We start from the raw sequence: 14,896 nt of genomic DNA on the forward strand, positions 1-14,896 counted from the left end.
GGGGCGGGAACGCGCCCGGGTTTGCGGGTCAGATACATGACAGGTGGGGATGCCGCAAACGCGAACAAGCCTTTTTCGACCGATCCGCCCCGGCACGGGGAGGGGGACCATGCGCAGCATCGTGGAGGGGGAGCGCTGCATCCGCCACGGTTGCGTTGCGGGGCCACCCCCCTCCACCAGCTTCGCTGGTCCCCCTCCCCGTGCCGGGGCGGATTTCAGACCGCGGGCAACCCTTCCAGCAGCTTGTCGAGCGTCGCCGGATAATCGCGCACGCGCACGCCGGTCGCGTTGTAGATCGCGTTGGTCACCGCCGCGCCGGCCCCGCCGATCCCCAGCTCGCCGATCCCCTTTGCCTGCAACGGGTTGGCATGGGGGTCGCGTTCGTCGAGGAACACGATGTCCATCGCCGGAATGTCGGCGTGCGCCGGCACGTGATATTCGGCGAGGTCGTGGTTGACGATGCGCCCGTCGCGGTCGTCATGCACCAGTTCCTCGGTCAGCGCGGTGCCGATGCCGAACACGATGCCGCCGATGCACTGCGACCGCGCGGTCTGCCGGTTCAGGATGCGTCCGGCCTCGAACGTCGCATGCCAGCGCGTCACGCGGACCTCGCCGGTCACCGCATGGACCTTCACCTCGCAGAAATGCGCGCCATAGCTCGCCTGTGTGGTTTCCTTCTCCTGCTTGCCCGGCTCGATCGATCCGGTGGCGGTGATCCCGTCGCCGACCAGTTCGCCGATCGCGACCCGACGGTTGCCGGCGATGGCATGGCCGTCCTTCAGCGTCATGTCGTCGGCATCGACGCCCATCGCCTTCGCCAGCTTGTCGCGCAGCGCCTGCGCCGCCAGATACACCGACGACCCGCTGCTGCCCGCACCCCACGACCCGCCCGATCCCGCACCCGGCGGCGTGTTGGTATCGCCCAGGTGCACCGCCACCCGCTCGACCGGCAGGCCGAGGATCTCGCCCGCGATCTGGGCGAGGATGGTATAGGTGCCGGTGCCGATATCGGTCATGTCGGTTTCGACCAGCGCACGGCCGTCGGGGCCGATCGACACCTGCGCCTCGCTCGGTTGCAGCATGTTGGTGCGCGTGGTCGCCGCCATGCCGTGCCCGATCAGCCAGTCGCCCTCGCGCTGGCCGCCGGGCACCATGTTGCGCCGGTCCCAGCCGAACGCCGTGGCTCCGGCGTCGAGGCAGCGGGTCAGCGACCGCGTCGAAAAGGGCACGTCCTTTTGCGGGTCCTTCGCCGGATCGTTGCGCCGGCGCAGCTCGACCGGGTCTATCCCGATCTTTTCCGCCAGCTCGTCCATCGCATTTTCCTGCGCCAGCAGCCCGACCGCCTCGCCCGGCGCGCGCATCGACCCCGACAGGGTGCGGTTCAGCTCGACCAGATCGTGCTTGATGATCCGGTTCGCGCCGCCGTACAGGAACTGCGTCGCCTGTCCCGCCGGCTCGAAATAGCCCTCGCCCGGCAGGTTGGAACACAGCGTCTCGTGCCCGATTCCCGTCAGCCTGCCATCGGCATCGGCGGCAAGGCGAAAGCGCTGCTGCGTGTTCGACCGGCGTACCGTCGCGTCGAACACCTGCTGGCGGGTCATCACCGTCTTGACCGGCCGCCCGACCGCCTTCGCCGCGATCGCCGTGGCGACCGTGTCGGGCGAGATGCCCAGCTTCGATCCGAATCCGCCGCCGATATAGCGGGCGACGACGCGCACCTTCGACGCCCGCTCGCCCAGCGCCTTGGCCAGCTGCTGCTTGTCCGACGACGGCATCTGGAGCGATCCGTACAGCGTCAGCCCGGCATCGTACCACACCGCGATCGACGCATGCGGCTCCATCGCCGCCGAATTCTGCGACGGGGTGCGCCACACATCGTCGATGGTGAACGCCGCCCCGGCCATCGCCCGGTCGAGATCACCCTGTTCGTGATAGGGCGGCATCGATCCCGGCGGCGGCTTGATCGCGTCGTCGACATGGTCGTCGAACGTGAACACGCCCTCGGTCGGCTTGTACCGGATCGCCACCAGCTGCGCAGCGTCGCGCGCCACCTCGAAGCTCTCGGCGACGACGATCGCCACCGGCTCGCCGAAATAGGCCACGTCCTTGACGCCCTGGGTCGGCGCGCCGGTCTCGCCGCCCTGTTGCGGGTTGCGGATGAAGGTCTTCAGATCGACGACGACATCGACCACGCCCGGCAGCGCCTTTGCCCCCTCGGCATCGATCGCGGTGATCGTCCCCGCCGCGAACGGCGCGCGGACGAGGAAGCCATAGGCCATGTCGGGGAAGTCGTATTCCGCCGAATAGGTCGCCTGTCCGGCCACCTTCAGCGGGCCGTCGACCCGTTCGATCCCCTTGCCGATGATCCCCTGTACCCCGGTGTCGAGCAGGCTGGTCTCGACGGGCTTGTCCATGCGCAGCGCGTTGGTGGTCATGCGGTCAGCTCCCTCAGCGTCGCGATCAGCGTCCGGCGCGCCAGCGGAATCTTGAAATCGTTGCTGCCGAAACCTCTGGCATCGCGCAGCAACAGGTCGGCGGCCTCTGCGAACAGCGCATCCGAAGGGGCCTGCCCGACGAGCACGTTCTCGACCGCGGCATCGCGCCACGGCATCGGTCCCAGCCCGCCGAAGGCGAGGCGGGCCGAGGCGATCCTGCCCCCGTCCTGCCCGACGATCCCGGCGACCGACACCAGCGCGAACGCATAGGATGCGCGGTCGCGCACCTTGCGATAGGTCTGGCGACCCGCGGGCGCCGCCGGCAGTTCGACATGGGTGATGAGCTCGCCGGGCCGCAGCACGGTCTCCACGTCGGGCGTGTCACCCGGCAGGCGATAGAAGTCGCCGATCGCGATCCGCCGCTTCTCGCCATCGCTGCCCAGCGTCACGATCGTCGCGTCCAGCGCGCGCATCGCGACCGCCATGTCGCTGGGATGCGTCGCGATGCAATGCTCGCTGGTGCCGAGCACGGCGAGGATGCGGTTGAAGCCCTGCTGCGCGTCGCAGCCCGACCCCGGCACCCGCTTGTTGCAGCGCGCCGCCGGTTCGTAGAAATAATAGCAGCGCGTGCGTTGCAGCAGGTTGCCGCCGGTCGACGCCTTGTTGCGCAACTGCCCCGACGCGCCGGCCAGCAGCGCGCGGCTGAGCACCTCGTAGCGATCGCGGATGATCGGCGACGCGGCGAGGTCGGAATTGGGCACCAGCGCGCCGATCCGCACCCCGCCGCCGTCGATCTCCTCGATCCGGTCGAGCGGCAGGCGGCTGATGTCGACCAGCCGCGCGGGCGTCTCGATCTGCAATTTCATCAGGTCGAGCAGGTTGGTCCCGCCGGCGATGAACTTGGTGTCGCGGACCGCGCCTTCGCGTACCGCGGTTTCGGCGCTGTCGGCCCTGGCATAGTCGAACAGTTTCATTCCGCTGCCTCCCGGACCGGCTGGCGCGCGTCGGCGACTTCGCGGATCGCATCGACGATGTTGGGATAGGCCGAACAGCGACAGATATTGCCGCTCATCCGCTCGCGAATCTCGTCGTCGGTGAAGGCGGGATCGTTCAGCGTGTCGCTGACATGGCTTGGCCAGCCCTTCTCGACCTCGTCGAGCATGCCGACCGCCGAACAGATCTGCCCCGGCGTGCAATAGCCGCACTGGAACCCGTCGTGCCTGACGAACGCCGCCTGCAACGGATGCAGCTTGTCCGGCGTGCCCAGCCCCTCGATCGTCACGATGTCGTCATCCTGATGCATCACGGCGAGGGTGAGGCACGAATTGATGCGGCGGCCGTTCACCAGCACGGTGCACGCCCCGCATTGGCCATGGTCGCAGCCCTTCTTGCTGCCGGTGAGCGAGAGATGTTCGCGCAGTAGGTCGAGCAGCGAGGTGCGGATGTCCGCCTCCGCCTGATACGGCTGTCCGTTGATGGTGAATTGCATGGGGCGCGCTCCGTTGGTCGTGTCGGCTAACGATCGCGCATCAAAGGGTTTCCTCTTGCGAAGGGATCGCAGATGTTGGGTACGTTGGTGGCGGCGATGCTGGGGAACGGGGCGATGGTGGAGGAACGACCGATCGATCCCGTGCCGATCGTGATCGCGCATCGCGGCGCCAGCGGATCGCGCCCCGAACATACCCTCGCGGCCTATGCACTCGCGATCGAACAGGGTGCCGACTTCATCGAACCCGACCTCGTCCTGACGAAGGACGACGTGTTCGTGGCGCGGCACGAGAACGAGATTTCGGGCACGACCGACGTCGCGGCGCATCCCGAATTCGCCGCGCGGCGCACGACGAAGACGATCGACGGGCAGCAGGTGACCGGCTGGTTCACCGAGGATTTCACGCTGGCCGAACTGCGCACGCTGCGCGCGAAGGAGCGCCTGCCGCAACTGCGCCCGGCCAACGCGGCGTATGACGGGCAGCAGCCGATCCCGACGCTGGCCGAGGTGATCGCGCTGGCCAAGCGGGCGACCGCCGCGACCGGGCGCACCATCGGCATCTATCCCGAAACCAAACACCCGACATGGTTCGCGTCGATCGGCCACCCGATGGAGGCGCGGCTGGTCGGCGAATTGCGCAAGGCGGGATGGGACGGCGCGACCGCCCCGGTCTTCATCCAGTCGTTCGAGGTGAACAACCTGAAGGCGCTGAAGAAGCTGACCGGCATCCGCCTGATCCAGCTGATGGACGCCGCCGGCGCCCCGGCCGACCGCGCGGTCGACAGCTACGCGACGATGGCGACGCCCGCCGGGCTGAGGGCCGTGGCGACCTATGCCTGGGGCATCGGCCCGAACAAGGCGCTGGTGTCGGCGACCACGCCGCTGGTCCGCGACGCCCATGCCGCCGGCCTGCGCGTCCACCCCTGGACCTATCGCGCCGAAAACATCTTTCTGCCCGAGCGATACAAGGTAGCCGGCGGTCCGGCGGCGCATGGCCGCGTGGGGCAGGAGATTGCCGATGCCGTCACCGCCGGCGTCGATGGTTTCTTCACCGATTTCCCGCTAATCGGGGCGCAGATACGCGACAAACCCTATTGAGGACAACGAGATGCGACTGGCGTGGGCGATATTGGCGATGGCGCCGCTGACCGGCGGCTGTGTCAGCACCGTCTGGAACGTGGCCACCGCCCCGGTCCGCGCCGGGGCGCAGGTCGTCGACTGGACCACCACCAGCCAGTCGGAAGCCGACCGCAACTACGGCCGCAAGATGCGCAAGAAGGAAGCGCGCGAAGGTCGCGAGATGCGCAAGGAAGAAGCGCGGCGACGGCGCGAGGCGCGACGCGACGACGATTGAGGACTGCAGACCATCCGTTCGTGCTGAGTAGGGGCTGAGCAAAGTCGAAGACCCGTATAGAAGCACCCTTGGCGGTCCTTCGATACGCCCCTTCGACAGGCTCAGTGGCTACTCAGGACGAACGGAGGTCGCAGTTCGGTTCCCCGCCAGCGCCTCCGCCACCGCGCGCAGCACGACCAGCCGGGTCTGCACTCCGTAATGGCTGCTCACCACCTCGACCGACCGGCAGCCCGGCTCGCCCGCCACATGGCAGCCAAGGCCGTTGACCAGCCCGTCGCTGGCGCTCCAGATCGCGGTGGCGGGGACGGGCAGGGGGCGGCGCACTTCGTCGGCCAGCGCCAGCACGGCGGGATCGTCGACCGATTCGCCGCTGATCCATTCGTACAGCCGCCACACCCGCGTCGAGCGCGCCGGCCCGGCATAGGGGCTGGCGACGCTCACCACCTGTTCGACCAGCGCGGGGCGGCGGTGCGCGGCGAGGCGCGCCATGATTCCGCCCAGGCTGACCCCGACCAGCGCCACCGGCCGCCCGGTCGCCTGCGCGACCGCATCGATCCGCGCGAACAGCAGCTCGCCGTCCGGCCCGATGCTGCGCTGCCCGAAATTGCGCCCCAGTTCCCAGCCGCGCGCATCATGGCCCAGCGCGCGTAGGTAGCGCGCCATGATCGCGTTCGACCGGTCGCTGTTGAACAGTCCGGGCAGCAGCAGCACCGGCTCGCCCGCGGCACGTGGCGCATGCTCCAGCGCCGCGCGCCAGCCGAACGGCACCCCCGCCAGCGCCAGTGCGGCGCGCGGCGTCTCGATCACGAACCGGCCCAGCGGCGGCGGGGGGAGGGGGTTCACAGCCACGACGTCACCGTCACCGGAAACGGCGTCCACCGCCCCATCGGCACGCCCGCGATCCGCAGCATCCGTCCGGTCCAGCTGTTGCATGTCTCCACCGCACTATACCGTCCGCGCGCGACGTAAAAGGCATCGGACGCGCCATAGCCATGCACCGGTGTCCCTTGCGCAAAGCTCGCCCGGATCGCGGTGACCAGCCGGCGATACTGGTCGGGGCTGAGCATCACCGGATACACCCCCGGCTCGCCGGCCGGCTCGGGCAGATGCCCGACATGCAGCACCACCGCATCGCTGCCGATCGCGGCCGCGGCGATGGTGGCGGGCTTCACATCTCCCCAGGTCGGCGTGCCGACATAGAAGGCGCGGTCGCCCCAGCCGATCGACAGCCAGCCATGGCCGGCATGGCGCGGATCGGCGATATCCTGCGCCCGCACCAGATCGTCGAACGCCATGCCGGCGGCGTGCTTGGGCAGGACGATGCCGGTATGGATGCCGTTATCCTCGACATAGATGCGGATGCCACCGGTCGCCGACGGCGCCTGTCCGCCCGCCGGGATCGCCCCGCCGACCAGCCCGGCGAACAGATATGTCAGCACGACGAGCGCCACCGCCCCCAGCATCCCCGCAATTCGGCGCAGCCATTTCCGTCGCATCGTTTCCCATGCTACTATCGCGCGATGGCAAGCGAAACCCATGTGCTCGACCGCCCGCCCGAGGGCGCCAATGCCGACTGGACGATCCCGCAGGGCTGGGACGCCTATGGGGCACAGGACCATGCGACATGGGACACGCTGTATGCGCGGCAGATGAAGCTGCTGCCCGGCCGCGCGTCGGACGCGTTCCTGCGCGGGCTCGATGCGCTGAAGCTGTCCGAATCGGGCATCCCCGATTTCGAGGAACTGTCGGACCGGCTGGAGGCGCTGACCGGCTGGCGTGTCGTGGCGGTGCCGGGGCTGGTGCCCGACGACGTGTTCTTCACCCACATGGCCAATCGCCGCTTCGTCGCCGGCAACTTCATCCGCCGCCCCGACCAGCTCGATTACCTGCAGGAACCCGACGTCTTCCACGACGTGTTCGGCCATGTGCCGATGCTCGCCGACCCGGTATTCGCCGACTATCTCGCCGCCTATGGCCGCGGCGGCCTGCGCGCGCTCGAACTGGGTTCGCTCAAGCAGCTTGCCCGGCTCTACTGGTACACCGTCGAATTCGGGCTGGTGCAGGAAGCCGACGGCCTGCGCATCTATGGCGCGGGCATCGTGTCGAGTGCCTCGGAAACCCGCTTCTCGCTCGACGATCCCAGCCCGAACCGGATCATGCTCGACCTCGCCCGGGTCATGCGTACCGATTACCGGATCGACGATTTCCAGCAGACCTATTTCGTCATCCCCGGCTTCGACGACCTGCTGCGCCTGACCGTCGAGACCGACTTCGCGCCGGTCTACGACGCGATCCGGGGACAGCGCGAGATCGCGGTGGATGCGGTGTTGCCCGAGGATGTGGTGCTGACCGAAGGCACGCAGGAATACGCGAAGTCGAAGCGCTGAAATCCTCCCCGTGCCGGGGAGGATTTCAGAGGTCCAGCGCCCAGCCGTCCCTTCCCTTCGGATCGATCGGCGCGGTCGGCACGAAGCGGTCCGCCCCCGCCACCAGCCGCAACACGCTCCAGTCGCCCCGCCGGTCGACCTCCTCCAGCGAACACCCGCACGCCGCATAGGCCGCGACCACGTCCGCCCGCTGCGTCTCCAGCAACCCCGCCAGCACGATCGTCGCCGCCGGCGCAGCGATCGCCGCCACCTCGGGCGCCATCGACATCAGTGGCCCGGCAAGGATGTTGGCGATCAGCAGGTCATAGGGCGCCGCCGTCGTGATCGCGTCCGACAGCGCGCCATCGGCCACCACCAGTTCGACCCGGCCGACCGCGTTCGTCGTCGCATTCTGCGCCGTCACGTCGATCGCCACCGGATCGATATCGGTCGCGATCACCCGCGCCGCCGGCCACAATTCGCGCGCCGCGAACGCCAGCAACCCGGTCCCGGTGCCGAGGTCGATGACATTGGCGAAGCCCGCGTCCGCCAACCGGTCGAGCATGGCCAGGCACCCGCTGGTCGTCTCGTGATGCCCGGTCCCGAACGCGCGCCCCGCATCGATGCGGAACGCCCGCGTCCCCGCCGGGGCGGTGTCCAGCGCGCCGACATGGACATAGAAGCGCCCGACATGCAGCGGCGCCAGCCCCGCCTGGCTCATCGTCACCCAGTCCTCGTCGCCCAGCGCCTCGATTCCAGCGGCCTTACCCGCGGCGCTCGGCACCAGCGCGGCGATCGCGGCCACGGCGTGCGCATCGGGCTCGGCCTCGAAATAGGCGTCGAGCCGCCACGTCTCGGTATCGTCCTCGACCGTTTCGGTCGTCATCAGCACCGGCGCGGGATCGATCCCGAAATCCTCGGCGGCATCGATCGCCTCGGCCTCGGCCCGGGTGCAGGGGAGGGTCAGTTTCCAGCTCATCGCACGTAACTCGCGCCATTGATGTCCAGCACCGCGCCGGTCATCGATTCGGGCGCCTCCGTGGCACAGAAGGCGGCCACCGTCGCCACCTCGTCGACCGCCGCCACCCGGCCCAGCGGAATATCGGCCTGCGCGGTCGCCGGACCGGCGGTGTCGGCCATCGCCGTCGCGACGAACCCCGGACAGATTGCGAACGCCAATATGCCCTCGGCGGCATGGGCGCGGGCGATGGTCTTGGTCATCGCGACCATCCCCGCCTTCGACGCGGCATAATGCCAGTGTGCCGGACTGTCGCCGCGATGCGCCGCGCGGCTGGCGATGTTGACGATTCGCCCCGGCCGCCCGGTCGCCTGCCAGTGCAGCACCGCCAGCCGGCTGAGTTCGGCCGCGGCGGTCAGGTTGATCCGCATCGTCCGCTCCCACCCCGCGACCCACTGGTCATGGGGCAGCGACAGGTCGTGCGCCTCGAACACGCCGGCATTGTTGATGAGCACGTCGATCCGCCCGTCCAGCCGGTCGAGCGCCCGCGCCCAGAGGTCCGTCGGCGCACCGGGATCGGCGAAGTCGGCGGCAAGGTCGCCGCGCGTCGCCTGTACGGCAACGGCATGGGGTCCACGCAACCGGTCGGCAATCGCCGCCCCGATCCCGCGCGATCCCCCGGTCAGGAGAATATGGGCCATGGCCGCGTGTAGGCGGCGGCGCGGGTGCGGGCAACGGGGCGACCGAACACCCCAGCCACCCACGTCATCCCAGCGAAGGCTGGGATCTCCCGGGGCTTACGCACCACGCCATTGCGAAAGACCCCAGCCTGCGCCGGGGTGACGCATCGGGCCGGCCTTCGCCCGCCGCGAATCTACGCCGCGACCTTCCCCACGAAATCCACCGCACTGTTCTTCAGCGCGCCCAGCTCGCCGTCGAGCTGGGTGAAGCCGTTGCCGACCCGGTCGATCTCCGACGCCACCATTTCGGTGTCCTCGCGGATCGCGGCGATGGTCGACGACATCGAATCGGCGGCCAGCGCGGTTTCGTCGACCGCGGCGGTGATCGCGGTGACGGTCTGGGCCTGCACCTCCATCGCGCTGCGGATGCGGTTCGCGCTCTCCTGCACCTCGGTGACGGTCGAGCGGATCGATGCGTTGGTATCGACGGTCGATCGCGTCGCGGCCTGGATCGCGGCGATCTTGGCGGCGATGTCGTCGGTCGCGCGTGCGGTCTGGCTGGCGAGGCTCTTGACCTCCTGCGCCACCACCGCGAAGCCGCGGCCGGCATCGCCCGCGCGCGCCGCCTCGATCGTGGCGTTCAGCGCCAGCAGGTTGGTCTGCCCGGCGATGTCGCGGATCAGCCCCAGGATCGATTCGATCGACTTGGCATGGTCCGACAGCGCCTCCGACATGCCGACGGCGGTCCCGGCCTGTTCCGACGCGCGGGTCGCGATCTCGGCGGCGGCCTCGACCTCCATGCGGGCGTCCTCGATCGCGCGGATCAGTCCGGCCGACGTCGCGGCGGCCTCGCGCATCGCGACCGCCGATTGTTCGGCGGCGGCGGCGACCTCGGATGCCTTGCCCAGCATGCCGCGGACATTGGCCGAGCTGCGGTTCGCATGAACGCGCAGCGTATCGCTCTCGCGGCTCGCCCGCTCGACCGTCGCGCCGATATTGTCGCGGAACTCGTGCGCCAGCGCGTCGCGTGCCGTCTGCATGTCGTAGGCCAGATACGCACTGTAGAGCGCGACATAGACGTCGTTCTCCAGCGCACGGGTCCGCAGCAGCAGCATCGTGTACTTGCGCAGGCCGGATTCGTCGCCCGCCAGCTCGCGTTGCAACACTTCCATCGTCTTGCGGCCATAGGCATCGACGATCGCCAGCACCGCGGTCAGCGACGACCCGGTCGAGAACGCCCGCGCGACCGTCCGTTCCACCGACTGGACCCACGCGATGCCGGTCAGGTTGGTGAACTGGTTGCGCAGATAGGCGGCGCCCAGCTCGATGATGCGTTCGGCGTCGCTCGCCACGGCGCCGCGCCCGCCGGCCCGTTCGGACCGGGGCAGGATCGTCGCCGCGATCTCGCGCGCATGCGGTTCGATCACCGTCCAGCACTCGCGCACCTCGGCAATCTCGCGTTCGGAGAAATCGAACATCCGCAACCGCATCGCCAGATCGATGGTCGGGCTGACGCTTTCGGCCGCAGGAAGCTGTTTCGTGTTCACCGGTATCCCCCAATGTCGATTCGGCGGCCGGACCGCGCTGGTCCGTTCGTCGTCTCGTCCGTGTCGCAAGGTAGGGGGGAAGGTGTTAATAGTCGGTTGACCACGCAGCGTGCCGCGCCGCCCTTTCGCGCAAGCGCACTTGCATCGGCGGGGCGGGTGCGTAGATAGGCCACAATCGCTGGAAATCCGCACCCGCCCGGCATGGTGCATGCGCTGCTTGAGGAATGTCCGACTTGGCCATGGTCCGCCCCAAATCCCGTCCCGTATCGCCCCACCTTCAGGTCTGGCGCTGGGGGCCGAACATGCTGGTGTCGATCCTGCACCGCGCCACCGGCGTCGCCATGGGCACCGTCGGCCTCGCGCTGTTCGTGTGGTGGCTGGCGGCGCTGGCCGGCGGCGAGGACAGCTATGCGCGGTTCCTGTCGTGGTTCACCGGGCCGTTCGCGGTTGTCGGCTACGTCGTCGGCATCGGGCTCAGCTTCGCGCTGTTCCAGCATATCGGCAACGGCATCCGCCATTTCTTCATGGATATCGGCGCCAATTTCGAACTGAAGGGCAACCGGCAGAGCGCGATCGCGACGATCGTGTTCGCCGCCTGCGCGACTGCCGCGCTGTGGGCCTGGCTGCTGGTGGGGAAGCACTGATGGGTAACGGAACCAGCATCGGCCGCGTCCGCGGCCTGGGATCGGCCAAGGCCGGCGCGCATCATTTCTGGCATCAACGGCTGACGGCGGTCTCGAACCTCGTGCTGATGCTGTGGCTGGTGTTCTCGCTCGCGCTGCTGCCCGGCTACGACTACGATACCATGTTCGCATGGGTGTCGTCGGCATGGGGCGCGGTGCCGCTGATCCTGCTCGCCACCTCGGTCTTCTACCATGCCAAGATGGGGCTGCAGACCGTGATCGAGGATTACCAGCATGACGAGACGCGCGTCGTTGCGCTGATCGCGCTGAACCTCGTCTATGGCGCGGGCTGGCTGTTCGCCGCCTTCTCGATCCTCCGTATCGCTTTCACCGGGACGCCCGCATAATGGCCACCGACGCCTACAAGATCATCGATCACACCTATGACGCGGTCGTCGTCGGCGCGGGCGGCTCGGGCCTGCGCGCGACGATGGGCATCGCCGAGGCGGGCCTGAAGACCGCCTGCATCACCAAGGTGTTCCCGACCCGGTCGCACACCGTCGCGGCACAGGGCGGCATCGCCGCGTCGCTGGGCAACAATTCACCCGACCACTGGTCGTGGCACATGTACGACACCGTCAAGGGCTCCGACTGGCTCGGCGACCAGGACGCGATCGAATATATGGTCCGCGAAGCCCCTGCGGCGGTGATCGAGCTGGAACATGCCGGCGTGCCGTTCAGCCGGAACGAGGACGGGACGATCTACCAGCGGCCGTTCGGCGGCCACATGCAGAACATGGGCGAAGGCCCCCCGGTCCAGCGCACCTGCGCCGCCGCCGACCGGACCGGCCACGCCATGCTTCACGCGCTGTACCAGCAGTCGCTGAAATACGATGCCGACTTCTTCGTCGAATATTTCGCGCTCGACCTCATCATGGAGGACGGGCCCGATGGCGAGAAGGTGTGCCGCGGCGTCATCGCCTTGTGCATGGAAGACGGCTCGATCCACCGCTTCCGCGCCCATTCGGTGGTGCTGGCGACCGGCGGCTATGGCCGCTGCTATTTCTCCGCCACCTCGGCGCACAGCTGCACCGGCGACGGCGGCGGCATGGTGCTGCGCGCCGGCCTGCCGCTTCAGGACATGGAGTTCGTGCAGTTCCACCCGACCGGCATCTACGGCGCGGGCGTGCTGATTACCGAGGGGGCGCGCGGCGAGGGCGGGTATCTGACCAACAAGGACGGCGAGCGGTTCATGGAACGCTACGCCCCCTCGGCCAAGGACCTCGCCTCGCGCGACGTCGTCAGCCGGTCGATGGCGATGGAGATGCGCGAAGGGCGCGGCGTCGGCAAGGACGGCGACCATATCTTCCTGCACCTCGACCATATCGATCCGAAGGTGCTGGCCGAACGCCTGCCGGGCATCACCGAAACCGGCAAGATCTTCGCCGGCGTCGACCTGACCCGCCAGCCGCTGCCGGTCACCCCGACGGTCCACTACAACATGGGCGGCATCCCGTGTAACTATCACGGCGAAGTCGTCGTCAACCGCGACGGCAACCCCGACACGGTCGTCCCCGGCCTGTTCGCGGTCGGCGAAGCGGCCTGCGTGTCGGTCCACGGCGCCAATCGCCTCGGCTCCAACTCGCTGATCGACCTTGTCGTGTTCGGCCGCGCCACCGGCCTGCGCCTCAAGGAAACGCTGAAGCCGAACACCCCGCACAAGCCGCTGCCCGAAGGGTCGGCGGACCTGGCGCTCGCCCGGCTCGACAAGTTCCGCAATGCGAAGGGCGCCACGCCGACCGCGCAGATCCGCCTCGCCATGCAGAAGACGATGCAGAAGCACTGCGCCGTGTTCCGCGACGACGCGCTGCTGAACGAAGGCGTGACGATGATGGACGACATCTACCGGTCGTTCGCCGACGTGAACGTCACCGACCGGTCGCTGATCTGGAACACCGACCTCGTCGAGACGCTCGAACTCGACAACCTGCTGGCGCAGGCGATGGTCACCATCCGCTCGGCACAGAACCGCAAGGAAAGCCGCGGCGCGCACGTGAACGAGGATTTCCCCGATCGCGACGACGCCAACTGGATGAAGCACACCATCGCGACCTTCGACGGCTGGGGCGGCAATGGCGGCCTGACCGCGATCGATTACCGCCCGGTGCACGACTACACGCTCACCGACGAGATCGAGTATATCAAGCCGAAGAAGCGGGTGTACTGAGGTCGCCATCTCTGGTTCGGAAAGGGCGATCGGCTTGGTAGGCCGGTCGCCCTTTTTGTTTTCACGCGAAGGCGCGAAGGCACGAAGAAGAGTGGTTCGCGCGTAGACGCGGAGACGCGGAGACGCGGAGGGGAAGCGCCAGCGGCACCGCTCCGCTCCAGGCCATCCGTACAAACGTCACCTCAGCGAAGGCTGGGGTCTCCCGCGGCTCCTGCCCCGCCAGATCGACAAAGACCCCGGCCTTCGCCGGGGTGACGTCTATGACCGGAAGACCTGCGCAGCCTCCCGCACGCGGCTTCCCCCATGATGGCGCGCACCCTGGGACCAGATCGCAACCCCTCCGCGTCTCCGCGCCTCCGCGCGAACCCCTGAACTTCCTTTCTTCGCAGCCATCGCGCCTTCGCGTGAATCAATTGCCGAAAAAACCCGGAACCGAACCTGCCCGCCCCCGGTTACCGCCGCCGACCACGTCAGAGGGAACGCCCGCCATGTCCGACACCAGCATCAACGACTATCCGCTGCTCGCCCGCCCGCACGTCCATCTCGCCGGCCCGGTCGACCATGCGATGTACGACAGCTTCCGCAGTCAGGTCCTCGCCGCTCCCACCGACGGCCCGCTCGTCGTGTCGATCTCGACGCTGGGCGGCGATCCGGAAGTGGCGCGGGCGATGGGCGACGATATCCGCCTGCTGCGCGACTATACCGGCCGCGAGGCGCTGTTCCTCGGCAAGGTCGCCGTCTATTCCGCCGGCTCGACGTTCATGTCGGCCTTTCCGGTGAACAAGCGTTTCCTGACCAAGGGCACCCGCCTGATGCTCCACGAACGCCAGATGAAGAGCACGCTCGAACTGTCGGGCCCGCTCAAGATGCTGGTCGCGACGCTCAAGGCCAAGCTGCACGAGATCGAAGTGTCGGTCGAGATCGAGGAAGAGGGTTTCCGCGACATCGTTACCGGGTCGCAGGTTCCGTTCGAGGAACTGGTCGAGAAGGCCCCGGCCAACTGGTACATCGGCGCCGACGAGGCCAAGGCGCGCGGGCTGGTGCTGGACGTGATCTGAAATATCCGGCTTGGCCCAAACCCGTTCGTGCTGAGTAGGGACTGAGCGAAGTCGAAGGCCCGTATCGAAGCACCTCGCCACAAGCGGTCCTTCGATACGCCATTTCGACAGGCTCAATGGCTACTCAGGACGAACGATTGGTAAGCAATCAACGGAGTT

The 14,896-nt window shown here is 68.2% G+C and carries 15 protein-coding genes; 7 read left to right on the forward strand and 8 right to left on the reverse strand.

The window, feature by feature from the left end:
- Positions 1 to 215: 215 nt before the first annotated feature.
- Genes QLH51_RS05950 through QLH51_RS05960 form a run of 3 tightly spaced genes read right to left on the reverse strand, consistent with a single transcriptional unit; the run spans position 216 to position 3,924 of the window.
- Positions 216 to 2,435: a xanthine dehydrogenase family protein molybdopterin-binding subunit gene (locus QLH51_RS05950; protein ID WP_125656144.1), complete on the reverse strand. Its 2,220-nt coding sequence runs from the start codon at positions 2,433 to 2,435 to the stop codon at positions 216 to 218.
- Positions 2,432 to 3,409, reverse strand: coding sequence for an FAD binding domain-containing protein (locus QLH51_RS05955; RefSeq protein WP_125656141.1), 978 nt, complete (start codon positions 3,407 to 3,409; stop codon positions 2,432 to 2,434). The genes QLH51_RS05950 and QLH51_RS05955 overlap by 4 nt, the downstream gene beginning before the upstream one ends.
- Positions 3,406 to 3,924 carry a 2Fe-2S iron-sulfur cluster-binding protein gene (locus QLH51_RS05960; RefSeq protein ID WP_125656138.1) on the reverse strand — a complete coding sequence of 173 codons (519 nt, stop codon included), beginning with the start codon at positions 3,922 to 3,924 and terminating at the stop codon, positions 3,406 to 3,408. The genes QLH51_RS05955 and QLH51_RS05960 overlap by 4 nt, the downstream gene beginning before the upstream one ends.
- A 72-nt stretch (positions 3,925 to 3,996) precedes the next feature.
- Between QLH51_RS05960 and QLH51_RS05965 the strand changes: the two genes are divergently transcribed.
- Both QLH51_RS05965 and QLH51_RS05970 read left to right on the forward strand, forming a co-directional pair.
- Positions 3,997 to 5,022 carry a glycerophosphodiester phosphodiesterase gene (locus QLH51_RS05965; protein ID WP_206428918.1) on the forward strand — a complete coding sequence of 342 codons (1,026 nt, stop codon included), beginning with the start codon at positions 3,997 to 3,999 and terminating at the stop codon, positions 5,020 to 5,022.
- 10 nt (positions 5,023 to 5,032) lie between these two features.
- Positions 5,033 to 5,278, forward strand: a complete 246-nt coding sequence (locus QLH51_RS05970) for a hypothetical protein (protein WP_125656135.1) — start codon at positions 5,033 to 5,035, stop codon at positions 5,276 to 5,278.
- A 108-nt stretch (positions 5,279 to 5,386) separates the two neighbouring features.
- On the opposite strand, the gene QLH51_RS05975 is transcribed toward QLH51_RS05970, so the two are convergent.
- Together QLH51_RS05975 and QLH51_RS05980 are read right to left on the reverse strand one after the other, a co-directional pair.
- Complete coding sequence (locus tag QLH51_RS05975; RefSeq protein ID WP_125656132.1) at positions 5,387 to 6,127, reverse strand: alpha/beta hydrolase; 741 nt, start codon at positions 6,125 to 6,127, stop codon at positions 5,387 to 5,389.
- The gene (locus tag QLH51_RS05980; protein WP_206428917.1) at positions 6,118 to 6,774 is read right to left on the reverse strand and encodes a TIGR02117 family protein; all 657 of its coding nucleotides are present in this window, start codon (positions 6,772 to 6,774) and stop codon (positions 6,118 to 6,120) included. The genes QLH51_RS05975 and QLH51_RS05980 overlap by 10 nt, the downstream gene beginning before the upstream one ends.
- 24 nt (positions 6,775 to 6,798) lie before the next feature.
- Here QLH51_RS05980 and phhA point away from each other — a divergent pair, with 24 nt between their 5' ends.
- On the forward strand, positions 6,799 to 7,665 hold the full coding sequence (gene phhA / locus QLH51_RS05985) for a phenylalanine 4-monooxygenase (RefSeq protein ID WP_125656129.1): 867 nt from the start codon (positions 6,799 to 6,801) through the stop codon (positions 7,663 to 7,665).
- A gap of 25 nt (positions 7,666 to 7,690) precedes the next feature.
- Here the strand turns inward: phhA and QLH51_RS05990 are convergent, their stop codons facing one another.
- The 3 genes from QLH51_RS05990 to QLH51_RS06000 form a co-directional block, all read right to left on the reverse strand.
- A complete protein-coding gene (locus tag QLH51_RS05990) occupies positions 7,691 to 8,623 on the reverse strand; it encodes a 50S ribosomal protein L11 methyltransferase (RefSeq protein ID WP_125656126.1) in 933 nt (310 codons plus the stop codon).
- Positions 8,620 to 9,303 carry an SDR family NAD(P)-dependent oxidoreductase gene (locus tag QLH51_RS05995; protein WP_125656123.1) on the reverse strand — a complete coding sequence of 228 codons (684 nt, stop codon included), beginning with the start codon at positions 9,301 to 9,303 and terminating at the stop codon, positions 8,620 to 8,622. Before QLH51_RS05995 ends, QLH51_RS05990 begins: the two co-directional genes overlap by 4 nt.
- 173 nt (positions 9,304 to 9,476) lie before the next feature.
- Positions 9,477 to 10,829 carry a methyl-accepting chemotaxis protein gene (locus QLH51_RS06000; protein WP_206428916.1) on the reverse strand — a complete coding sequence of 451 codons (1,353 nt, stop codon included), beginning with the start codon at positions 10,827 to 10,829 and terminating at the stop codon, positions 9,477 to 9,479.
- Between the two features lie 239 nt (positions 10,830 to 11,068).
- Between QLH51_RS06000 and sdhC the strand changes: the two genes are divergently transcribed.
- The 4 genes from sdhC (at position 11,069) to QLH51_RS06020 (ending at position 14,737) form a co-directional block, all read left to right on the forward strand.
- Complete coding sequence (sdhC, locus tag QLH51_RS06005; RefSeq protein ID WP_283514451.1) at positions 11,069 to 11,473, forward strand: succinate dehydrogenase, cytochrome b556 subunit; 405 nt, start codon at positions 11,069 to 11,071, stop codon at positions 11,471 to 11,473.
- Positions 11,473 to 11,859: a succinate dehydrogenase, hydrophobic membrane anchor protein gene (sdhD, locus tag QLH51_RS06010; protein ID WP_125656117.1), complete on the forward strand. Its 387-nt coding sequence runs from the start codon at positions 11,473 to 11,475 to the stop codon at positions 11,857 to 11,859. The genes sdhC and sdhD overlap by 1 nt, the downstream gene beginning before the upstream one ends.
- Positions 11,859 to 13,679, forward strand: a complete 1,821-nt coding sequence (gene sdhA, locus QLH51_RS06015) for a succinate dehydrogenase flavoprotein subunit (RefSeq protein WP_125656114.1) — start codon at positions 11,859 to 11,861, stop codon at positions 13,677 to 13,679. The genes sdhD and sdhA overlap by 1 nt, the downstream gene beginning before the upstream one ends.
- Before the next feature lie 488 nt (positions 13,680 to 14,167).
- Positions 14,168 to 14,737 carry an ATP-dependent Clp protease proteolytic subunit gene (locus QLH51_RS06020; protein WP_125656111.1) on the forward strand — a complete coding sequence of 190 codons (570 nt, stop codon included), beginning with the start codon at positions 14,168 to 14,170 and terminating at the stop codon, positions 14,735 to 14,737.
- Positions 14,738 to 14,896: the final 159 nt, after the last annotated feature.

It is taken from the genome of Sphingomonas sp. 2R-10, from assembly GCF_030062225.1.
Lineage (GTDB): Bacteria > Pseudomonadota > Alphaproteobacteria > Sphingomonadales > Sphingomonadaceae > Sphingomonas.